Raw genomic sequence first — 17979 nt, 5'->3', positions numbered from 1 at the left:
TTATTTTGTGATTGTTAGGCCGCTATATAAAGAACTTTTGATGCTTTGGCCCTAAACGGTTGAAACGTTTAAACCAAACTAATTTTGTTCGGGTTTTATAGCTGACAAACCAGTGGCATGTCGATCCGAATTGGCTTAGTAAGAGCAGATTATCGAGGGCGTGTATAAGCGTAGAGGAGTCAGATGCCCGCTCAGAAAACCAATAAAAAGGACATTCACCGGCCTGTCAGCAGGACCATTCGTCGGGAAACCCGGGTACGTACAAAGGGCCTTGCCGACATGGACCGTTAAACAAGCAAAAAGATGAACATCATACACGATCATACAACAACGACCCAGGGAACGGCAGGCAATCTGCGGAGCCTGGTTCGGGAATCAATTTTAACATTTATCAACCGGCATGCCGGGGTGTTCGAGGCACTGACCCGTCACCAGACCCCATTCGGCGGGTCTTTTCTGGCTGGCAATCGCTAAGCCGTTGTATTCACTTAATTTTCATCAACATGAATCGTTTCTCTGTTTTATATATGCTTAACGGACAATATCATCACATTGGCTCATCTACTCATTCAGAAGCCATGTCCGTTTTACAAAACCTTTCAAAAAATACAAAACGGGTTCCCGTTGGTATCTATGATGCCAAGACTGAGTTGTTCGAGTGGGAACCGGGTCGTCAAAAAAACTACAATCAGGCCGATATTGAAGAGCAAGGGAAGCTAGCCGATCAAATAATTACCATCGCCCAGGCGTTGCGCCGTCGGGATGCCAGCTGGCAACCAGCAGGCATGTTCGGAAGACCTAGTTTTTTCGCGTAAGTAACGTTCTTTACCTATCAGGCGTAGACGACAGCACGAAGACCGGCGGGTGTATTTCTCCGGTGCGTTCGTGTTGCTGTCTATGGCCTGTAGGGTAAACACAGGCACCTACCAAGTCGACGTCAACAACCTTCAACATTCGTTCTGTATGTTTACAATCACTCAGGAGGCCTCCACGCGCCCCCTCGTCAATGCTTCGCATAGCGTACTGGCGTATCCGGCTTTTCTGGCCGGGCATCGAACCGTGCAGGAAGCTATGGGAGATGGACACATCAATACCTATCTGCGTACGTTTTTAACGACAACGGGCAAATCACTGGCCTCGCTGGCGCTTTCAGACGATGTAGAAGAATCTATTGTCCAGTTACTGAATTGCCTGTCGAAGCCGACAGAAGGCGATTCGCTGAGCCGCCTATGCCGCGACGGAGCATCCAGGCTACAGGAGTTTGTCATTCCAACCTTGCTCGACCGGCTCGAACGGGGGAAAGATATATCGTCGCTGGCGTTTCTGCTGGCGGCTTATGGTCATTACCTGCAAGCGGGCGTCGACGATAAAGGGCAGGACTATCTGGTCGATGAGCCCCAACTTACCGATGCCGACTGGGCGATGCTGAAAGAGGGCGATGTACTGTCTGTGCTGGCTATTTCGCCTTTGGCCCCTGCGAATTTAACGTCGTTTCCCCAGTTTGTGGCTCCCTACAAATCGTACCGCAAACAGATTGCCTGCTATGGGCTTGCCTTTTCGCTGAAACAAACCCTGTGTGCTTTCCGGGAAGAAGACGCTGAGCTGCAAAAAGGGGCAACCGCCTGACTCAAGGCGGGTTTATGGATGTGTATCCTCGATCTATTAATATCGCCCTAAGCGGCTAGTGTCCGCACGCGCCGTAGAAGAAACGGGAAAAGAACACGTCCTGGAAAACAACCTTTACCGGAGCGAGAGAGTTTTGTCTGAAAATGATGTAAACATGGACTACAGACAACTGGGTGGATCGGGATTACAAGTGCCCGTTTTGAGCTTTGGCACGGCAACCTTTGGGGGTGGAAATGAATTTTTCAAGGGCTGGGGCAGTACTCAGGTGGACGAAGCTACCCGGCTGGTCAATCTGTGCCTCGATGCTGGCGTAAACCTGTTCGACACCGCCGATATTTATTCGGACGGGCTTTCGGAAGAAATTCTGGGTAAAGCCATTGCCGGAAAACGCGATGAGCTATTCATCTCGACGAAGGCTACGTTTCCCTTTGGCGAAGGCCCCAACAATCAGGGATCATCCCGTTTTCACTTGCTGAGGCAGTGCGAAGGCAGTTTGAAACGCCTGAAAACCGATTACATCGACATTTACCACATGCATGGTTTCGACGGGGTTACTCCGCTGGAAGAAACGATGCGTACGCTGGACGATCTGGTCCAGAGCGGCAAGGTTCGTTACATTGCCTGCTCGAACTACTCGGGCTGGCATCTGATGAAATCGCTGGCCATTTCCGAAAAATACGGCTGGAATCGGTTCGTGGCTCACCAGGTTTATTATTCGCTGGTGAACCGGGAATATGAATGGGAACTGATGCCCCTTGGTCTCGACCAAAAAGTAGGGGCCTTTATCTGGAGCCCACTGGCGGGTGGCCGTTTAGGCGGAAAATACGGGCGCAACAAGCCCGCACCAACCGAAGGACGGGTGTCTGAGGGAAAAAGTCCGGTGCCGCAGTCGGCAGTTTCTGAAGAGGTCTTCTATAGCATTACCGATGCACTGGAAGAAATAGCGGCCGAAACCGGCAAGTCGGTGGCACAGGTGTCGCTAAACTGGCTGCTGCAACGCCCAACGGTATCGAGCATCATCATTGGTGCCCGAAATGAAGAACAGCTCAGGCAAAATCTGGATGCTGTCGGCTGGAATCTGACCATCGAACAGGTAAAGAAACTGGATGCCGCCAGCGAGGTGCCCACTATTTATCCGTATTGGCACCAACGCCAGAACCTGACGTTGAATCCACCCCCAACGTTCTACTAACATGATTCAGTTTACCCGCTTGGATCATATTCTTTTGCCGATTCCGGAAGGAAAAACGGATGAAGCCAGAGCTTTTTACAGTCAGGTACTGAGTCTAACTGAAATTCCGGGTGAGCATCCCGGAGGAGCCATCTGGTTCGACATAGCCGGTATTCAGTTGCATCTGCGGGAAGAGCCGCCAGCAAGCTTGTCGTTACGGCATCCCGCGTTTGAAGTCGATAACCTGGCCGGAGCGAAGCATGAGCTGGAACAGAAAGGAGTCGCTATATCATACTCGTCAGACATTGATGGGCGACAACGGTTTTTCTTCCGCGATCCGTTCGGCAACCGTATCGAGTTGCTCGAGTTTATTGACGAGCCAAACGTATAACTGCCTTAGTTAGCACGGGGTGACATAGCTCCCCGTAAAGGTGAAATCTAAACGTTCAGGGCTCTGGCGTTGACCCATAATAATTTGGGTCAACGCCAGAGCCCTGCTTGGTTGTATTAAAAATTTATTAAAATTCTGAGTTGTATTTGAGAGCTTAATTGGCTACCTATCGGTAAGCCATTTTTATACGTTTAAACGCTGGTATGCACGAAATTCCTGGAATAAACGGGTAAAGAAAGTAGCGGTTTTGCCCAGCCCCTTTATTGACTAATTTGATTTATTGCTTTTTATGCCGTTTAATCAATATATGCTACAGCCGTTTTTTGCGTTAAATGTACAGTAATCCTATATACTAGGAATTTGCTTTCCACACAATCTGTAAATAAGTGACACCAGCGCATAAAGCACTAACGTGTTTTGGGTACAACTAGGTGTCTTTTTTTACGGTCCCTTATCCTTGTCGTATTCTTCAATAAGCGTAGAATAGCCTCACAAGAGCCAGTAACCACATGCTGGCAGCCAATAAAAACCAACCGACAAATACATTACGGAGCCTCCGTTGGCCCCTTTAAATTCTTGCTTCTAACCCAGCCAATTGATGACTAATTTTTAATTGTTTTCCATTATCAGGTTGCTTTATCCAATGAATCGTGCCCTCTGTACCATCTCTACGCTCTTCTTCTTACTACCCCTTCTTGGCTACTCACAGATTACCATGCCGCTTTCCCGGATGGTTTTCCAACGCGATAATGGCAACCACGCCCAGGTTCCCGTTCAGGGCAATTGCCCAACATCAGCCTCCAGCTTTCAGGTCAAAGCCACGGCTATCAATGGTGGTCAATCAGTAGACTGGACAACCATTGGCTCGGCCAGTAATGGTGCTTTTTCCGGTTCCCTTACGCTAACCGGTGGCTGGTATAGTCTTCAGGTTCGGGCGCTGGCCGGTGGTTCCGAAGTGGGAAACTGGACGCTCGACCGGGTAGGGGTGGGTGAAGTCTTCATTACGGCTGGCCAGTCGAATCAATACGGCTCGCCTTACGCCAATAACCTCAACGCGCAGGATGACCGGGTATCGGTGCTGGGCTATTACAACTGGCCTGCGGGCAATATTGACGAAACGGCATTGCCCAAACAAATGGTACAGGCCGGAAATGGGGCGCAGTCGGGCCCGCATGGAGCCATGTACATCTGGGGTGGTCTGGGCGATCGACTGGTGGCTCGTCTGGGTGTTCCGGTCATGTTTCTGGGTGCTTCCTACGGGGCGACTTCCTCATCGGAATGGCGTGATGCCGCCAATGGAGCCGAAAATGTTGCCTCGTTCAACAAATCGTCTCCGTATCGTCCATTCGGGGTGGCCATCATGTATTACATCAAGCGCAGTGGCGTTCGGGCAGTTTTGTGGCATCAGGGAGAATCCGATAATAATGTCAGTTCGCAGGGAGAATACGTCAATAACCTGACAACCGTTATTAACAAGAGCCGGTCGCAGTCGGGTATGGGTGCCCTGAGCTGGGTCATTTCCAAGGTATCGTACTTCCCTGGAAATGGGCATGACTACGATCAAAACATAATCAACGCCCAGGAGCAGCTTATCGGTCAGATCAATAACTGCTTTCCGGGCATATCGACAGATGGCTTTACGGGGCCCGACTGGCGGTCGGATGGGTTGCACTTTAAAGATTCGGTCTACCCTCAGGTCGCTGACTGGTGGAATCAGGCGCTTTCCGATTCATTCTTTTCGCAATGCCAGCCAAGCCAACCTTCCACCACACCCAGCATTACGGCGGGTTATGTATTTCCGATCAATCGCAATGGCGGTGAGCATATTCAACTCCCCTACATGGTTACGGCACCCATCAACTCCGGCAATCAGTACACCATAGACGTGTATACCGAAGGGGGCGATTTGGTGGGTAACGTACCCGCCAGTCAGGTCGGTAATGTGCTGGATTTTGTGCTGCCGGTTTGGGCAGATGGCCGGGTGAAGGTGCGGGTAAAATCCAGCTCACCCGCCTGGACGGGTGAATTCTCGGAACTATTTACGGCGCACAAAACCGGTGACAGACCATCGGAGAACCCAACAAACCCAACACCGCCCCCCTCCTCGAACCAGGCCCCAGCGGTGACTGCTTCGGTGAACCTGGGCGTTGCAACGCGGAATCAACGGTATGACGTAACGATTCCAACCAACACGTTTACCGATCCTGAAAATGCAGCCCTGGTATATACGATCAGTGGTTTACCGGCTGGTTTGTCGGCATCAGGTCTGACCATCAGCGGGACACCCTCCGAGACCGGAACCTACACCATACGGATCCGCGCCACTGACCCCGGCAATCTGTATGCGGAAACAACAGCGACATTAGTCGTTAGTGACGGGCAGATAACGGCGAACGGCACGTATGAAGGGTATGTGGACGGAAAGGGATGTTCTACCTTAAATGGCTGGGTATATAATAGTTCAGCGGCCAATGACGCCGTTGTTCTTGAGGTCGTTGCGGGCGGGCGGGTTATTTCTACGCAAACTGCTTCTCAATTTCGGTCCGATCTGGTTGCGGCCGGGAAAGGCAATGGCTACCACGGATATAATTTTGATACACCCGCTGCCTTGAAAACCGGTAGTGATATTAATGTGATGGTGCGCGTTCAGAACAGCAGTTATGTGTTGAACGGCGGTACATTTACCCTTAATTGTGCCGGAAATGCTGTACCGCCCCCGACCACCACGCCCGATCCTACACCACCAACGCCCCCTGTAACTACGCCCGCCCCCACCACACCGGCCCCTACGCCTACACCCGCTCCCACGACGCTGGTAAGCCCACAGGGTTGGGTCGATATTTCGGACTGCAACCGGCAGTATGGCTGGGCCAGGGATGCCGGCACGCCCAATGCTCCGGTGCAGGTGAACGTCAGCTGGGATGGAACGCTGGTAACAACGTTGACCGCAAATACCTACCGCCAGGATCTGGCAACGGCTTTTGGTGATAATGGGCAACATGCGTTTAGTTACGATGCACCGGGTAATCTGACAAACGCTGGTCCGCATCAGGTTGTATTACAGATTGTTGGTGCGGGCAATCCGTTCCAGACCACGACCGTATACTGCAATGGCGGTGCCCGGTTGGCTACCTTATCGGCCGAAGAAGAAGCGCTGGCCTGGCGGCTGCTTCCCAACCCAACGACTGATTATGCGCTGGTGACTATCCCGGCTGCCTATCAGAAAGCGAAGTTGACGGTAAGTATCGCTACCATGGATGGACTGATACAATCGCTGAGCTATACCACAGTGGCAAACCAGCTTAAAGTTGATGTTAGCCAGTTCAAGACGGGGCTGTACTTGTTGCGGATAGAGGCCGATGGCCGACACATGTCCAGTCTGAAACTACTTAAACAATAAAAATCGGGAAGGTCAGCCCGATTAGCCACAAAGCTATTCGGCTGACCTTCCCGATCATTCCGTATCTTTGGTCAGAATAGTGGGCAGTAAATCGCCCGTTTTTACTTCCTGACTGAATTCTATATGCGTCTTCTAGTTATTCTGCTGGTTAGTCTGTTAACCGGAGTAGCGATGGGGCAAACCCCTTTCGCTGACGCGCTTGCCAAACACCGGGAGACCTATAAAAAAGACCTTATGGCTTCTGCGGGTGGACCACTAACCGCCGAGGCCGATCTAGCGTATGTCCAGTTTTACGCAGCCGACTCCACCTATCGCGTAACCGCTACGGTCGAACGAATTCCGAATGCAGAACCTTTCGAGATGCCAACTTATAATGGCAAGACGAGGCCACATGTGGCTTATGCCTTGCTGTCATTCGTGCTCAATGGGAAGCCGCAGCTGTTGACGCTTTACCGGAACCTGAATGTCATCCGAATACCGGAATTTCGCGATTACCTGTTTCTACCCTTTAAGGACGCTACGTCAGGAAAAGAAACCTACGGGGGCGGTCGTTACCTTGATTTACGCACAGGCGATATTCAGAACGGCCGCGTGACGCTGGATTTCAACAAAGCCTACAATCCCTACTGCGCTTTCAAGGAGGGGTATCCGTGCCCAATCCCGCCCAAAAACAACCTGCTGACGGTTTCCGTTGAAGCCGGAGAGAAGACGTTCGGGAAGGATCATTGAGGAATGGCTTCATTTCTTCGCCCAGATCAGCCCATAATCCATTTGCGTCGGGATGTTTTCAGCAGTTGGGGTTAGGCCCGCTTCGGTGAGCCAGCCTCTGTATTCGGCCCGGCTGTAGCAGCGGCCTTTGGTTCCCCAGAAAAGTTGGGCAGAATAGTCGGTTACGGGCAGCGGCCCATCGAGTGTATCGTTCAGAAAGGCATCGTGTACCCACAATTCTCCACCAGCGTGCAGGGCCGACGCAAAGCGATGCGCCAGCGATTGACAGGTTGGCGTAGGCCAGTCGTGGAAGAGGCTGGCGGCCAATAAAATATCCGTTTGCGGAAGCTCGTCGGTTAGCATATCGCCCTGCAGAAAGCGTACCCGATCCGACAGGTTATCAGCTCCCGGACGGCCGCTGCGGCTAAATTCGGCCAGTATTTCGGCGGCTACGGCCAGCACGGCTGGCCGGTCGAATATAGTTGCCGTTGAGTTGGGGTTGGCCAATAGCCATTCGTAGGTGTAAAAGCCCGTTCCCCCAGCGACGTCGAGCAAATGCCCTTCGCGCTTTGTGAGCTTTGACGCCACAATCGGCGACAGGTGTCTGGCCCGTCCGGCCAGACCCAGCGTGAATTTGCGGGCCAGTTCCGGATCGTCCATAGGAGAGGGGCCTTCTCCTTCTTTTACAAATGAAATGCCCTCTGGTGCATCCATTGGCCCGTCGTTCAGGAGCCGGGTGGCCATTTCTACAACACCGGTATCGTCTTTTTCCAAGCCTGTGTAACCCGTTAGGTTAGGCGTTTGCGATTGCGTCAGGTAACGGCCCAATTCAGTAATGGATAATTTTCCAGCTTCGTCGTAAGCAAGAAGTTCCATGGCGCAAAGGGCTGGAAAGAGAACCATGGCCGGGCGTTCACGCAGGCCGAGTCGATGGCTGATTTCTGCCAAAGAAAGCGGCTCATCGTTTAACTGATCGAACACATGCAGGTGGTGAACGGCGGCAACTAATAAGCGTGAGCCATACATAGCCCGTAGATGTCGCGTAATAGGGGCCAGATCGAGTTGAGGGGTGTTGAGCATTTTCGTTCTACGTTTACTGACCGAATTAGCCAGTTCGGGGAACGCCAAAGATACTAGCGGTTTCTTAAATAGTGTTTTTGAGGGCAGTTTCTCTAGTCCCCGGTCTGCATCTTCTCCATTACTTGATTGGCCGGTTCTGCTGACGCGAATGTAGTTCGTGTCCTCATGAACCACGGTGAACTTCTACATCACAACCTGATCAATTAGGGGCATATGCCATGCCCTTGGCCGAAGCGGCTTTCGAATCGTGCTGTACAAACCAGTTGTAGCGATCGATCAACACCAGGCGTCCCGGCAGTGACCGGTCGTTTATATTATGGGTTTGAACATACTGGCTCAGTTCTTTCTTATACGTCGTCATGAGGGGCTCATAAATGTCAATGTAAAACCGATTCAAGGCCAGCAGCCGACCGGCATCATAAACGAAGTAGTCAAAGTGGTCCATATCCTGCGACAGGCTGGGCTGATCGGTCGCGTGGGCCGGATGGCTGAGCAGACGTTTCAATAATCCATGCGACTGGCGTAGCCGACGAATGACGGTTAATGAACCATCCATGCAGACTTCATAAAATGCCTGATTAGTAACGTCTTTATCAACGGGTTTTACCAGCGAAATAAAATTTCTCAGTTTATGCTGTGAATAATCGAACCACCCGAACCGGGCCACCTGATTGGCGGAGAAGGTACGAATGCGGCCATCTTCCTGACGGATTGACACCATTTCGGCGGCCCAGTTATAGGATAAGTCACCCTCTAGGTCGGTTCTATCCCAAAGCTCGATATGGCCCGTATGCCAGATGACTTTCGGATAAAATGCGTTGGCCTTTGTAAGTGAGAAAAGTACAAAAAATGCCGAAAATATGAACGTGTATACTGTTTTCATACTGCTCAATGTTTAGGTTGTATAACTGAAATTGCGCAAAAACCACCCCTTAGTTTCCAGGTAGACGTTCTGGCCTTTGTTTCAATATAATAGATTAGTGGATGCCTTGTTTTGTGCTAAAAAATTGTCCTATTTCTAATTTTTCATTATATCTGGATGGAATAGAATTGACAGGAGAAGAAGAAAGTAGAGTTGTATTTTTCTGTTTTCAGAGTAGACAGAGGCTAAAACGCCTATTTATTTTACGGCCCATAATTTATAGGGTCGCTTCCCCTTGTCTTGAAATAGTGCAAACGAAAAACGCGTTTTTTTGTAGCGTTAACTGTCTTCCCTGTGTAGATTGCTGATGAGTAGCCACTAACTGATGTGACTGTAGTTGGCCAATAAAAGAAAATGCCACCTCTCATGAGAGGTGGCATTGGCTGATCGGCGCAGGCGCATCGATACGATGGTCGATAAAGTGGTGTTAACTCTTCAGTCAAAGAGGTTCACTGTTGGTAATGATCGTTTGTGAGTTCGCGGGGCAGGCCTAAACCCCGTACAGATTCGTGCTCAGAAAGGCATTGCGAAACTTGCCCTTTGGGTCATATTCCTGCACGATCTGCTTAAACGCCGGTAGCTTTTCGTAGCGTGACTGAAGTTGTGCAGGAGCCATCGTGAACAACTTACCCCAGTGTGGTCGTGGGTTAAATGGGGCCAATTCTTTTTCGATCAGCGGCAAGACCTTCCGCACGGCGGCCCAGTCCTGTTTCCAGGTAAAGTGAATGGCCAGGCTGGGTTGTTTGTAACAGGGACTCATCCAGAGCGTATCGGCGTCGATGGTGCGTAGTTCTGAAATCATCAGGTGCGGACTTACCTGATCCCGCAGCCGCTCAACAGCCAGGATGGCGTCGACTGCATTTTTCCGGGGAACGAAATATTCGGATTGTAATTCTTTGCCGCTGCTGGGCGTAAAGCCCATGCGGAAGTGGGGCATGCGTTCGTACCAAGGGCCGGGCACGCCCAGTTGCTCCGTGCAGTTCACCGCCGAAAGCTCGACAATGGGATGCACGTTCTTTTTGGCCAGCGTGGCCCCAAAATACGTTGAAGCTGCGGGTGCAGACTTGTCGCCCTTGTCGATGCGCTGTTTGATCCATACTTCATTGACACGGCCCTTTTGCCAGTCCGTAAACAGGCTCACGCTATAGCCTGCCGACGCAATAGTCTCAAAATGGTCTTTGAGTTGCGACGTGGGCAGGTTTTCGTACACATACTGACGCATCAAAAACGTAGGTTGAATGTCGAGGGTAACCTTCGTCACAACGCCCAGCGCGCCCAGGTGGACAACGGCTGCCCGGAAAGCATCACCGTCTTTGGCGCGGGTTAATGTTTGTACTTCACCCGCAGCGGTAATAATTTCCATGCCAGATACCGCCGTCGACAGGTTCCCGTTTTTCACACCAGACCCGTGCGTTGCCGTCGCGCAGGCACCGGCAATGGAAATATGGGGCAGCGACGCCAGGTTATGCAGGGCAAACCCTTTTCCATCCAGGTAAGGGGCCAGTTGGCCGTATTTCATACTGGCATCGACCGATACGGTATGGGCTTTTGTATCCAGGGAAACCACGTCATCCATGGCCTTGAGCGAAAGCAGGTTGTCTTTGCTATCCGCAATCCCGTTGAAACAGTGGCGCGTGCCCAGCACTTTTACTTTCGGGTATTTCTTGATAAGTTCCTGGACTTGCCCAATTGAATTGGCTGAATAGAGCCGGTCGGTACTGTATTCATAATTACCGGCCCAGTTTTTCAACTTTTCGTCGGCGACCAGCCCAACGAGTGGAGATAATGCAGGAGTTGCCAAAAGAGTAGACGACAGTTTAAGAAAGGTTCTTTTTTTCATGGTTATAGGAATAGGGCTTCAACGGTAAGTCTTGCTACGCTTCCAATGGCCGGCATGGCAATCTTACGGCAAAAGTCTCAGGGGTTTACTGCTAAACTAAGTGGATAATTTAACAAATTGGCCGCCAGTTGAGTAAAAGTTGAGAAAATAACCGCAACACCACTTAGGTGATTTACGGCCTGCGTACCCTTTATTAACAAAAACTTATGAATCCCTGGAACCAGGTTCCTTCCGCTGATTACGAACGCCATATGAACCACGAGACGGTTGGGCAACTGGCGTTGATGAGCGAGATCACAAAAGAGAAAGTCGAGCAGCGTTATCCGCAAACGGTGGCCGTTTATGGTGCCTGCACCGGTAACGGCTTCGTCCATTTTGTGGAGGCCCGGACGGTGTATGCCGTAGATATCAATTCCACGTACCTGGCCATTTGCTATGAGCGCTACGAACCCATCCTGAATCAGCTGGTTCTGGTGCAGGCAGATATCAATCAGGATGCCGTACCTATTCCACCTGACTCGGTCGACCTGATTATCTGCCATTTGTTTCTGGAGTATGTTGATCTGGACCGAACGTTTGCCAGTATCCGTCAAACGCTCCGGCGGGGAGGTCTGCTAAACGTGGTGCTTCAACGAAGTAACGACAGCGGTTGGGTGAGCAACACGGGTGTAACGACGCTTCAGCCGGTAGCTGCCATTGCGCACGAGATAGCCGAAGAAACCTTATTACACCATACGGCACCGGCTTTGCGTTTCGAGGGACGGCAAACCTACCGGATGCCCAACGGAAAGAGCCTGATTTCGTATGATTTCATCAAGCAATAGAAACGGCTTTTTAGGGGATAAAGTTGGCGATTATAACGGTTGGGCCCGGCAAATCGTGCCATGGTGAGTAGCCAAGGCACATAAATTGGTTTTATAGCGGCTAGCTACATCAAGGCCTGAACGAATGACTGCTTCCGACATAACGGCGCTTTTTCAACGATTTTCGACCATACGGGTAGGGGTTATCGGTGACTTTGCCCTCGATCTTTATTTTACCCTGCAAACCCAAACTGGTGAGCGCTCGCTGGAAACCCAGCGGGATGTATTTTGGGGGAGTTATCCCAGGGCGTCCCTTGGCGCTGCGGGAAATGTTGTACAGAACTTAATGGCGCTGGGTATAGCCAATTGCCGGGTGATCGGTTGTGTGGGAAATGACCTGTTTGGTCGGGAAATGCACTACCTATTTAATGCCCTCGGCGTCGATACGAAACACCTGCATACCGTTCCTTCCGGATGGGACACGTGTCTGTATACCAAGCCGAATGTGAATGGGCAGGAAGCGAACCGGATTGATTTTGGCGTTGCTAACCAACTCGCTGATGATCTTTTCGCTAAACTGATTACCGGGCTGGAGGAAGCTCTGGCCGATCTGGATGTCGTTGTGATCAACCAGCAGTTTGCCAGCCCACTCCTGACTGAACGCCGGATGGCCGTGATCAATGACCTAATCGCTCGTTTTCCGGCCGTTCGGTTTCTGGCTGACATGCGCGATGTGGGAACCCAGGTTCGGGGAGCCACCCTGAAAGTGAACACCACCGAACTGGCTAATTTTCTACAGATCAATGTGCCTGAATTTCCAGATCTGGATTGGTGCGTTCGACACGGGAACGCCTTTCGGGAGCGGTCGGGTGGGCCGCTGCTCATCACACGTGGCCCGGCGGGTATACTTTACCTGGACCGACACGAGATGCAGCTGGCAGCTGGCTTGCCGCTCGCGGGTGAACTCGATACCGTTGGCGCAGGTGATACCGTGGTTGCCACCTGGGCTGCTTGCCTGGGAGCCGGAGCCACACCCACGCAAGCCAGTCAAATCGCTAACCTGGCAGCTGGTGTAACCGTTCAGAAACTAAACCAGACAGGCACCGCCAGCTTATCCGAAATTCTGGCGTTGCACGCCACACATTCGAACCATGACTAAAGAAACCCTACTGCAGTGTCGTCAGGAACTGCACACCCACCTCACCTCCGAGTTGTTACCGTTTTGGACAGCCCGAACCGCCGATTATGTAAACGGAGGCTTCATTACCCATTTCGATCAGCATGGGCATGATTCGGGGGAAGACGAAAAATCCCTGATTGCCCAAACCCGCTCCATTTACACCTATTCGTCGGCACACCGGGCAGGCTATAGCGGGGGTGAATCTGAGCAGGGCTCGCTTGCCGATCTGGCCCGGCATGGCGTCGATTACCTGCTGACGCGCATGTGGGACGAGGAACATGGTGGATTCTACTGGATGACCAACCGAAAGGGCGAGGTGTTAAACGATCAGAAAATCGTGTATGGGCAGAGCTTTGCCATCTATTGCCTGAGCGAATACACGCTGGCAACGGGCGATTCGCGCGGGGTTGAGTACGCCGAAAAAGTATTTGATTTGCTTCAGAAATACGCGTCGGACACCTGTTATGGTGGCTATTTTGAGATGTTCGACCGCGCTTGGACGCTCAAAGGGCCAGGTGCCGCCGGGGGAAATCGGAAAACGCTCGATGCACACATGCACCTCATGGAAGCCTTTACCAGTTTATATGAATGCACACGTCAGCCCATTCATCGCCGGAAGCTTCTGGAAGTGATTAGCCTGTTGGTTGGAAAAATTATGCATCCCGTGTATGGTACGGGTGTGCCGCAGTTCTGGGCCGACTGGCGGGTAGCGCCCCAGATCAAATTCGACGTTATCTGGGGATGGGATCGTTTTACCGAAGATGGCGTCAAGCGGGAGGCCGAAGATAATACCAGCTATGGACACAATGCGGAGTTTGCCTGGTTACTGATTCACGCGCTCGACGTCCTCGACATTCCCTACGAAACCTACTTTAACAAATTGCACAAAGCCCTATCGCATGCCGCTGATTATGGCGTAGACTGGGAGTTTGGGGGTGTTTTCGTCGAAGGGTCACACAGTGGAACCGTGTATGACCGGGAAAAAGAATTCTGGCAGCAGGCCGAAGTGCTCATCGGGTTTCTAGATGCCTATCGCATTTTTGGAGACGAAAAATACTGGAGAGCCTACGAGAATGTCCACCGGTTTGTACTGGATAAAATGGTGAACCACGAGGTGGGGGAGTGGTGGCCGTTAATGACGCGCCAGGGAGTGCCGATCTGGACGCACATGAGTCACTCCTGGAAAATTAACTACCATACCGTTCGGTCGATGGTCCAGTCCATTCGGCGGCTGGACAGGTTGATCGAGAAGTAGGTGACAAGTAAGTAGCTGACACATCACAAATGCAAGTGCATCAGCCACTTACACGTTAGTTTATAAGCTAGCTCTTTATCACCCATTCATTTGATTAACGTGAATAATGAGGTTAAGTGTGGATGGGGCCCTTAACCCTATGGCGCATACACGTCTTTTTTCTTACAGAAAGCCCTGTCAGGGGCGACCTGTTACTATAAAAGCGAAAGTGAGCTTTATATAAAGCGCCGTAGGTGCGGCCTAGATAGACAAGAGTAGGTCGCACCTACGGCGCTTCAGACAAGACATAAGCTATACTAACTATTAACAGGTCATCCCTAGCGGGATTAGCCAATCCATTAATTCATTGTTCACGTTAATTAAGAAATCTGTGAACGAATGGCTTACAACCTGTTATTTACTCAAGCCGAAGTTTTTCGAAATACCAAATCCGGCGCCACTGCCAAACGCGATGCCAAAGTTGGTAGCTGTTGAGGAGCTTCCATCGAATGTCTGAGACGAGAAATTTATTGACCCAAAGGTGAAGTTCAGAGCGAAGTTATTTTTCAGGTTCACGCCGATTGCCGGAAATAAGGTGGCGCCAAAACCATTGTAGTTCACATTTCCGACTTTGCCCGATAGATAGTTGGTATTGAGCTGACCATAAATGGCAAAAACACCCGCCAACGGCTGCGTGTAACGGATGAAGGGACCAACAGAAAAGGAACTCTCTTTATCCATGTCTGTTTTTGCGCTACCTACGCTAAGATTCAGACCACCTGTCCAGTTGTCATTCCATTGATACCCTACACCTGGTGAAAGACTGAAATTGTTGCTCTTACTACCATCTACTTTCGTGGTTGTGTAATTGACTGTTCCATAGACCAGCAACGTATTACTTTGCGCTTGCACACCAGCTAATCCTGCTACTGATAGTAACAGGCTGAAAATCAACTTTTTCATTAATCAGAATATTTAGTGAAACATTCGGGCAGGATAAGTATCCATCCGATTTTGTAGGTTCATAGACGAGAAAAGGCGAATAAGTCACGGAGTTTCTTTATTCACCAGGTCAAGTGTTTCCCTACTTTCCATAAAAACTGATTAAGAAACTGGTCGAGGTAATGGCTAGTCGGGCCAGCGTATTTTCAGCTGTTTTACTGGTGCCAATGCAGGTCGGAGCACCTGAACTGGCAATTGACGCATTAATAAGTAATCAGCCTTAGTTTTTTTGGTGTATGCTAAAAGTACAAAATAATACTTGTATAATTTAATGCAGTTCTATAACTTGACTGATAACTAAACACTTACTGGTCATGAAAACGCTCCTTTTGGTAACTGCCCTGTTGCTTGGTTCCGATGTGTGTGTGTTGGCTCAGGCTGACGACGATGCCATTAAACATGTGTTGCGTAGTGAAACGGAAGGCTTTTTTAAGCGCGATAAAACAGAGTGGTCGAATGCCTGGGCCCATACGCCCTACATTCATTTTGCGGCCAATTTGTATGGGGGCGATTTTATGCTGGTGAAAGGCTGGGATAAGTTGGAGAAGCAGTTTGCCAGCCAGTTCAAAAGCGCTAAAGTATCGGATAAGGTGACTGTGCAAAATTCGAACTACACCATTCACCAGAACGGAAATATGGCCTTTGTTGCCTACGACCAGACGCTCGTGGACAGCCACGGAAAAACGACATCGAAAGAGTCGCGAACAGTCGAAAAAATTAATGGCCAGTGGAAAATTATTAACGTCACGGCGCTCACCAACCTCAAAAACTTTGGGCTGGCACAAAATTCAAAATAATAGGATTGCAACTGATACAGACAAGCCCTGTCGGCTGTTTAACAGCTGACAGGGCTTGTCTGTATTAAGATTGAGAGATTAGCTACCGAACTGCCTGACCAGGCCTTCCAGCGTAGTTAGCGACTGAACACCCGACTGGCGCCAGACGATCTTGCCGTCCTTGAACATGATCATGGTCGGAATACTCCGAATTTGATATTGCTGGGCGGCCGCCTGGGCCTTATCGACGTCAATTTTAACAACGCGTACTTTATCGCCGGAGCGTTCGGTCAGTTGTTTTAAAATGGGAGCCTGTTGCTTGCAGGGCCCGCACCAATCGGCGTAAAAGTCAACCAATACTGGTTTATCGCCGTTGATAAGCTCTTTAAATGATTGCTTGTTCATAAAGGATCGTTCGGTTTTTCGCTTAACGGGCGCGTCAGCCAACCACAAATCGTAAACCACAAACGGATCTACTGTTCTTCGTTTACGGGCTCATTCATAATTGTGTGCCCCATTTTGTCGCGTTTTGTTCGCAGGTAGCGTTCATTGTGCGGATTCGGCTGGATTTCAATGGGCACGGTGTCCACAATTTCCAGTCCGTAGCCCATCAAACCTGCCCGTTTCTTCGGGTTGTTTGAAATAAGCCGGAGTTTACGAACACCCAGATCGCGCAGAATCTGCGCGCCTACGCCATAATCGCGGGAGTCCATCGGCAAGCCTAAATCGAGGTTGGCCTCAACGGTATCGCGACCCATTTCCTGAAGCTTATACGCTTTCAGCTTATTGATCAGACCAATACCACGACCTTCCTGAAACATATACACGATGATGCCTTTCCCTTCTGCTTCGACCATTTTCATGGAGGCATGCAGTTGTGGGCCGCAATCGCAACGGCACGAACCGAAAATATCGCCCGTTACACAAGACGAGTGCACACGCACCAGCACCGGTTCATTGGGTTCCCAACTGCCTTTTATCAGCGCCAGATGGGTGTCGCCGGTATTGCTTTGTTTATAGGCAATCAGATCGAAATGGCCCCATTCGGTTGGCATATCGACACCGATTTCACGACGGATCAACGTTTCGGTGCGGAGCCGGTATTCAATCAAATCCTGAATGCTGACGAGTTTCATGCCGAAGCGGTCGGCCAGAACGCGTAGCTGCGGCAGGCGGGCCATGGTGCCGTCTTCGTTCAGCACTTCAATCAACACGCCCACCGGCGATAAACCAGCCAGCCGGGCCAAATCGACAGCGGCTTCGGTATGCCCCGCCCTACGGATAACGCCCCCTTCTACGGCGCGCAGCGGGAAAATATGACCGGGACGGCCCAAATCGTCGGGTGCTGTGTTGGGGTCTACCAGTGCCTGAATGGTCTTGGAGCGATCTGACGCTGAAATGCCGGTTGTACAGCCATTTCCCAGCAAATCGACCGATACCGTAAACGGCGTTGTGTGCACCGACGTATTGCTGGTCACCATCATATCTAATCCCAGCTCGTCGCAGCGTTCCTGGGTGAGGGGAGCACACATCAGACCGCGGGCCTCGCGAACCATGAAATTAACCATTTCGGGGGTTATCATCTCGGCCGCGCAGATCATGTCACCTTCATTTTCGCGGTCTTCGTCATCGACCACCAGGATAATCTTACCTGCCTTGATATCGGCAATGGCGTCTTCGATACGATCCAGCCGAATAGGATTTGGCTCGATGGTATTTCCCGGATTTTGGGCGGTGGTTTCAGAGTTGGTACTATTATTGCTCATCTTATTGGTTGATGCGTGTCTATGCAGGTATCTTTGAGGTGCAGTGATTCCACTTGATTTTGAATGGAAAACTGATTTTA

At 50.7% G+C, this 17979-nt stretch carries 17 protein-coding genes; 11 read left to right on the top strand and 6 right to left on the bottom strand.

All coding sequences use genetic code 11. From position 1 onward, the window contains the following. Positions 1-303: 303 nt before the first annotated feature. The 7 genes from ACYVAM_RS22015 (at position 304) to ACYVAM_RS21985 (ending at position 7317) form a co-directional block, all read left to right on the top strand. The gene (locus tag ACYVAM_RS22015) at positions 304-474 is read left to right on the top strand and encodes a hypothetical protein (protein WP_461071062.1); all 171 of its coding nucleotides are present in this window, start codon (positions 304-306) and stop codon (positions 472-474) included. A gap of 29 nt (positions 475-503) precedes the next feature. Then, positions 504-815: a hypothetical protein gene (locus tag ACYVAM_RS22010; RefSeq protein ID WP_461071060.1), complete on the top strand. Its 312-nt coding sequence runs from the start codon at positions 504-506 to the stop codon at positions 813-815. 148 nt (positions 816-963) lie between these two features. Then, positions 964-1626 carry a mannitol dehydrogenase family protein gene (locus ACYVAM_RS22005; RefSeq protein WP_461071058.1) on the top strand — a complete coding sequence of 221 codons (663 nt, stop codon included), beginning with the start codon at positions 964-966 and terminating at the stop codon, positions 1624-1626. Positions 1627-1780: 154 nt separating this feature from the next. Continuing rightward, positions 1781-2818, top strand: coding sequence for an aldo/keto reductase (locus tag ACYVAM_RS22000; RefSeq protein ID WP_461071056.1), 1038 nt, complete (start codon positions 1781-1783; stop codon positions 2816-2818). Between the two features lies 1 nt (position 2819). Beyond that, positions 2820-3188 (top strand): VOC family protein, encoded by a 369-nt coding sequence (locus tag ACYVAM_RS21995; RefSeq protein WP_461071054.1) that lies wholly within the window; start codon positions 2820-2822, stop codon positions 3186-3188. Positions 3189-3831: 643 nt separating this feature from the next. Then, complete coding sequence (locus ACYVAM_RS21990; RefSeq protein ID WP_461071052.1) at positions 3832-6588, top strand: sialate O-acetylesterase; 2757 nt, start codon at positions 3832-3834, stop codon at positions 6586-6588. A gap of 123 nt (positions 6589-6711) precedes the next feature. Beyond that, positions 6712-7317, top strand: coding sequence for a DUF1684 domain-containing protein (locus tag ACYVAM_RS21985; protein WP_461071050.1), 606 nt, complete (start codon positions 6712-6714; stop codon positions 7315-7317). 9 nt (positions 7318-7326) lie between these two features. On the opposite strand, the gene ACYVAM_RS21980 is transcribed toward ACYVAM_RS21985, so the two are convergent. The 3 genes from ACYVAM_RS21980 to ACYVAM_RS21970 all read right to left on the bottom strand — a co-directional run bounded on the left by ACYVAM_RS21980 (position 7327) and on the right by ACYVAM_RS21970 (position 11138). After that, positions 7327-8376 (bottom strand): methyltransferase, encoded by a 1050-nt coding sequence (locus ACYVAM_RS21980; RefSeq protein WP_461071048.1) that lies wholly within the window; start codon positions 8374-8376, stop codon positions 7327-7329. 199 nt (positions 8377-8575) lie between these two features. Further along, positions 8576-9259 (bottom strand): hypothetical protein, encoded by a 684-nt coding sequence (locus ACYVAM_RS21975; protein ID WP_461071046.1) that lies wholly within the window; start codon positions 9257-9259, stop codon positions 8576-8578. A gap of 529 nt (positions 9260-9788) precedes the next feature. Continuing rightward, positions 9789-11138: a D-arabinono-1,4-lactone oxidase gene (locus ACYVAM_RS21970; RefSeq protein WP_461071044.1), complete on the bottom strand. Its 1350-nt coding sequence runs from the start codon at positions 11136-11138 to the stop codon at positions 9789-9791. 206 nt (positions 11139-11344) lie between these two features. On the opposite strand from ACYVAM_RS21970, the gene ACYVAM_RS21965 reads away from it, so the two are divergent. The 3 genes from ACYVAM_RS21965 (at position 11345) to ACYVAM_RS21955 (ending at position 14376) form a co-directional block, all read left to right on the top strand. Then, on the top strand, positions 11345-11962 hold the full coding sequence (locus tag ACYVAM_RS21965) for a class I SAM-dependent methyltransferase (protein ID WP_461071042.1): 618 nt from the start codon (positions 11345-11347) through the stop codon (positions 11960-11962). A gap of 124 nt (positions 11963-12086) precedes the next feature. Beyond that, complete coding sequence (locus tag ACYVAM_RS21960) at positions 12087-13100, top strand: bifunctional heptose 7-phosphate kinase/heptose 1-phosphate adenyltransferase (protein WP_461071040.1); 1014 nt, start codon at positions 12087-12089, stop codon at positions 13098-13100. Next, positions 13093-14376: an AGE family epimerase/isomerase gene (locus tag ACYVAM_RS21955; protein WP_461071038.1), complete on the top strand. Its 1284-nt coding sequence runs from the start codon at positions 13093-13095 to the stop codon at positions 14374-14376. Before ACYVAM_RS21960 ends, ACYVAM_RS21955 begins: the two co-directional genes overlap by 8 nt. Positions 14377-14769: 393 nt before the next feature. Here ACYVAM_RS21955 and ACYVAM_RS21950 read toward each other — a convergent pair whose 3' ends face one another. Next, the gene (locus tag ACYVAM_RS21950; protein ID WP_461071036.1) at positions 14770-15318 is read right to left on the bottom strand and encodes an outer membrane beta-barrel protein; all 549 of its coding nucleotides are present in this window, start codon (positions 15316-15318) and stop codon (positions 14770-14772) included. Positions 15319-15671: 353 nt separating this feature from the next. Here ACYVAM_RS21950 and ACYVAM_RS21945 point away from each other — a divergent pair, with 353 nt between their 5' ends. Continuing rightward, positions 15672-16154, top strand: coding sequence for a hypothetical protein (locus ACYVAM_RS21945; RefSeq protein WP_461071034.1), 483 nt, complete (start codon positions 15672-15674; stop codon positions 16152-16154). Positions 16155-16232: 78 nt separating this feature from the next. Here the strand turns inward: ACYVAM_RS21945 and trxA are convergent, their stop codons facing one another. Continuing rightward, on the bottom strand, positions 16233-16538 hold the full coding sequence (gene trxA, locus ACYVAM_RS21940) for a thioredoxin (RefSeq protein ID WP_461071032.1): 306 nt from the start codon (positions 16536-16538) through the stop codon (positions 16233-16235). Positions 16539-16606: 68 nt separating this feature from the next. After that, positions 16607-17899 carry a bifunctional 3,4-dihydroxy-2-butanone-4-phosphate synthase/GTP cyclohydrolase II gene (locus tag ACYVAM_RS21935; protein WP_461071030.1) on the bottom strand — a complete coding sequence of 431 codons (1293 nt, stop codon included), beginning with the start codon at positions 17897-17899 and terminating at the stop codon, positions 16607-16609. Between the last annotated feature and the right edge of the window lie 80 nt (positions 17900-17979).

The sequence above is a fragment of the Spirosoma horti genome (genome assembly GCF_054776595.1).
The sequence above is the reverse complement of the archived record's forward strand: the minus strand, read 5'-3'. Positions and strand labels throughout refer to the sequence as shown.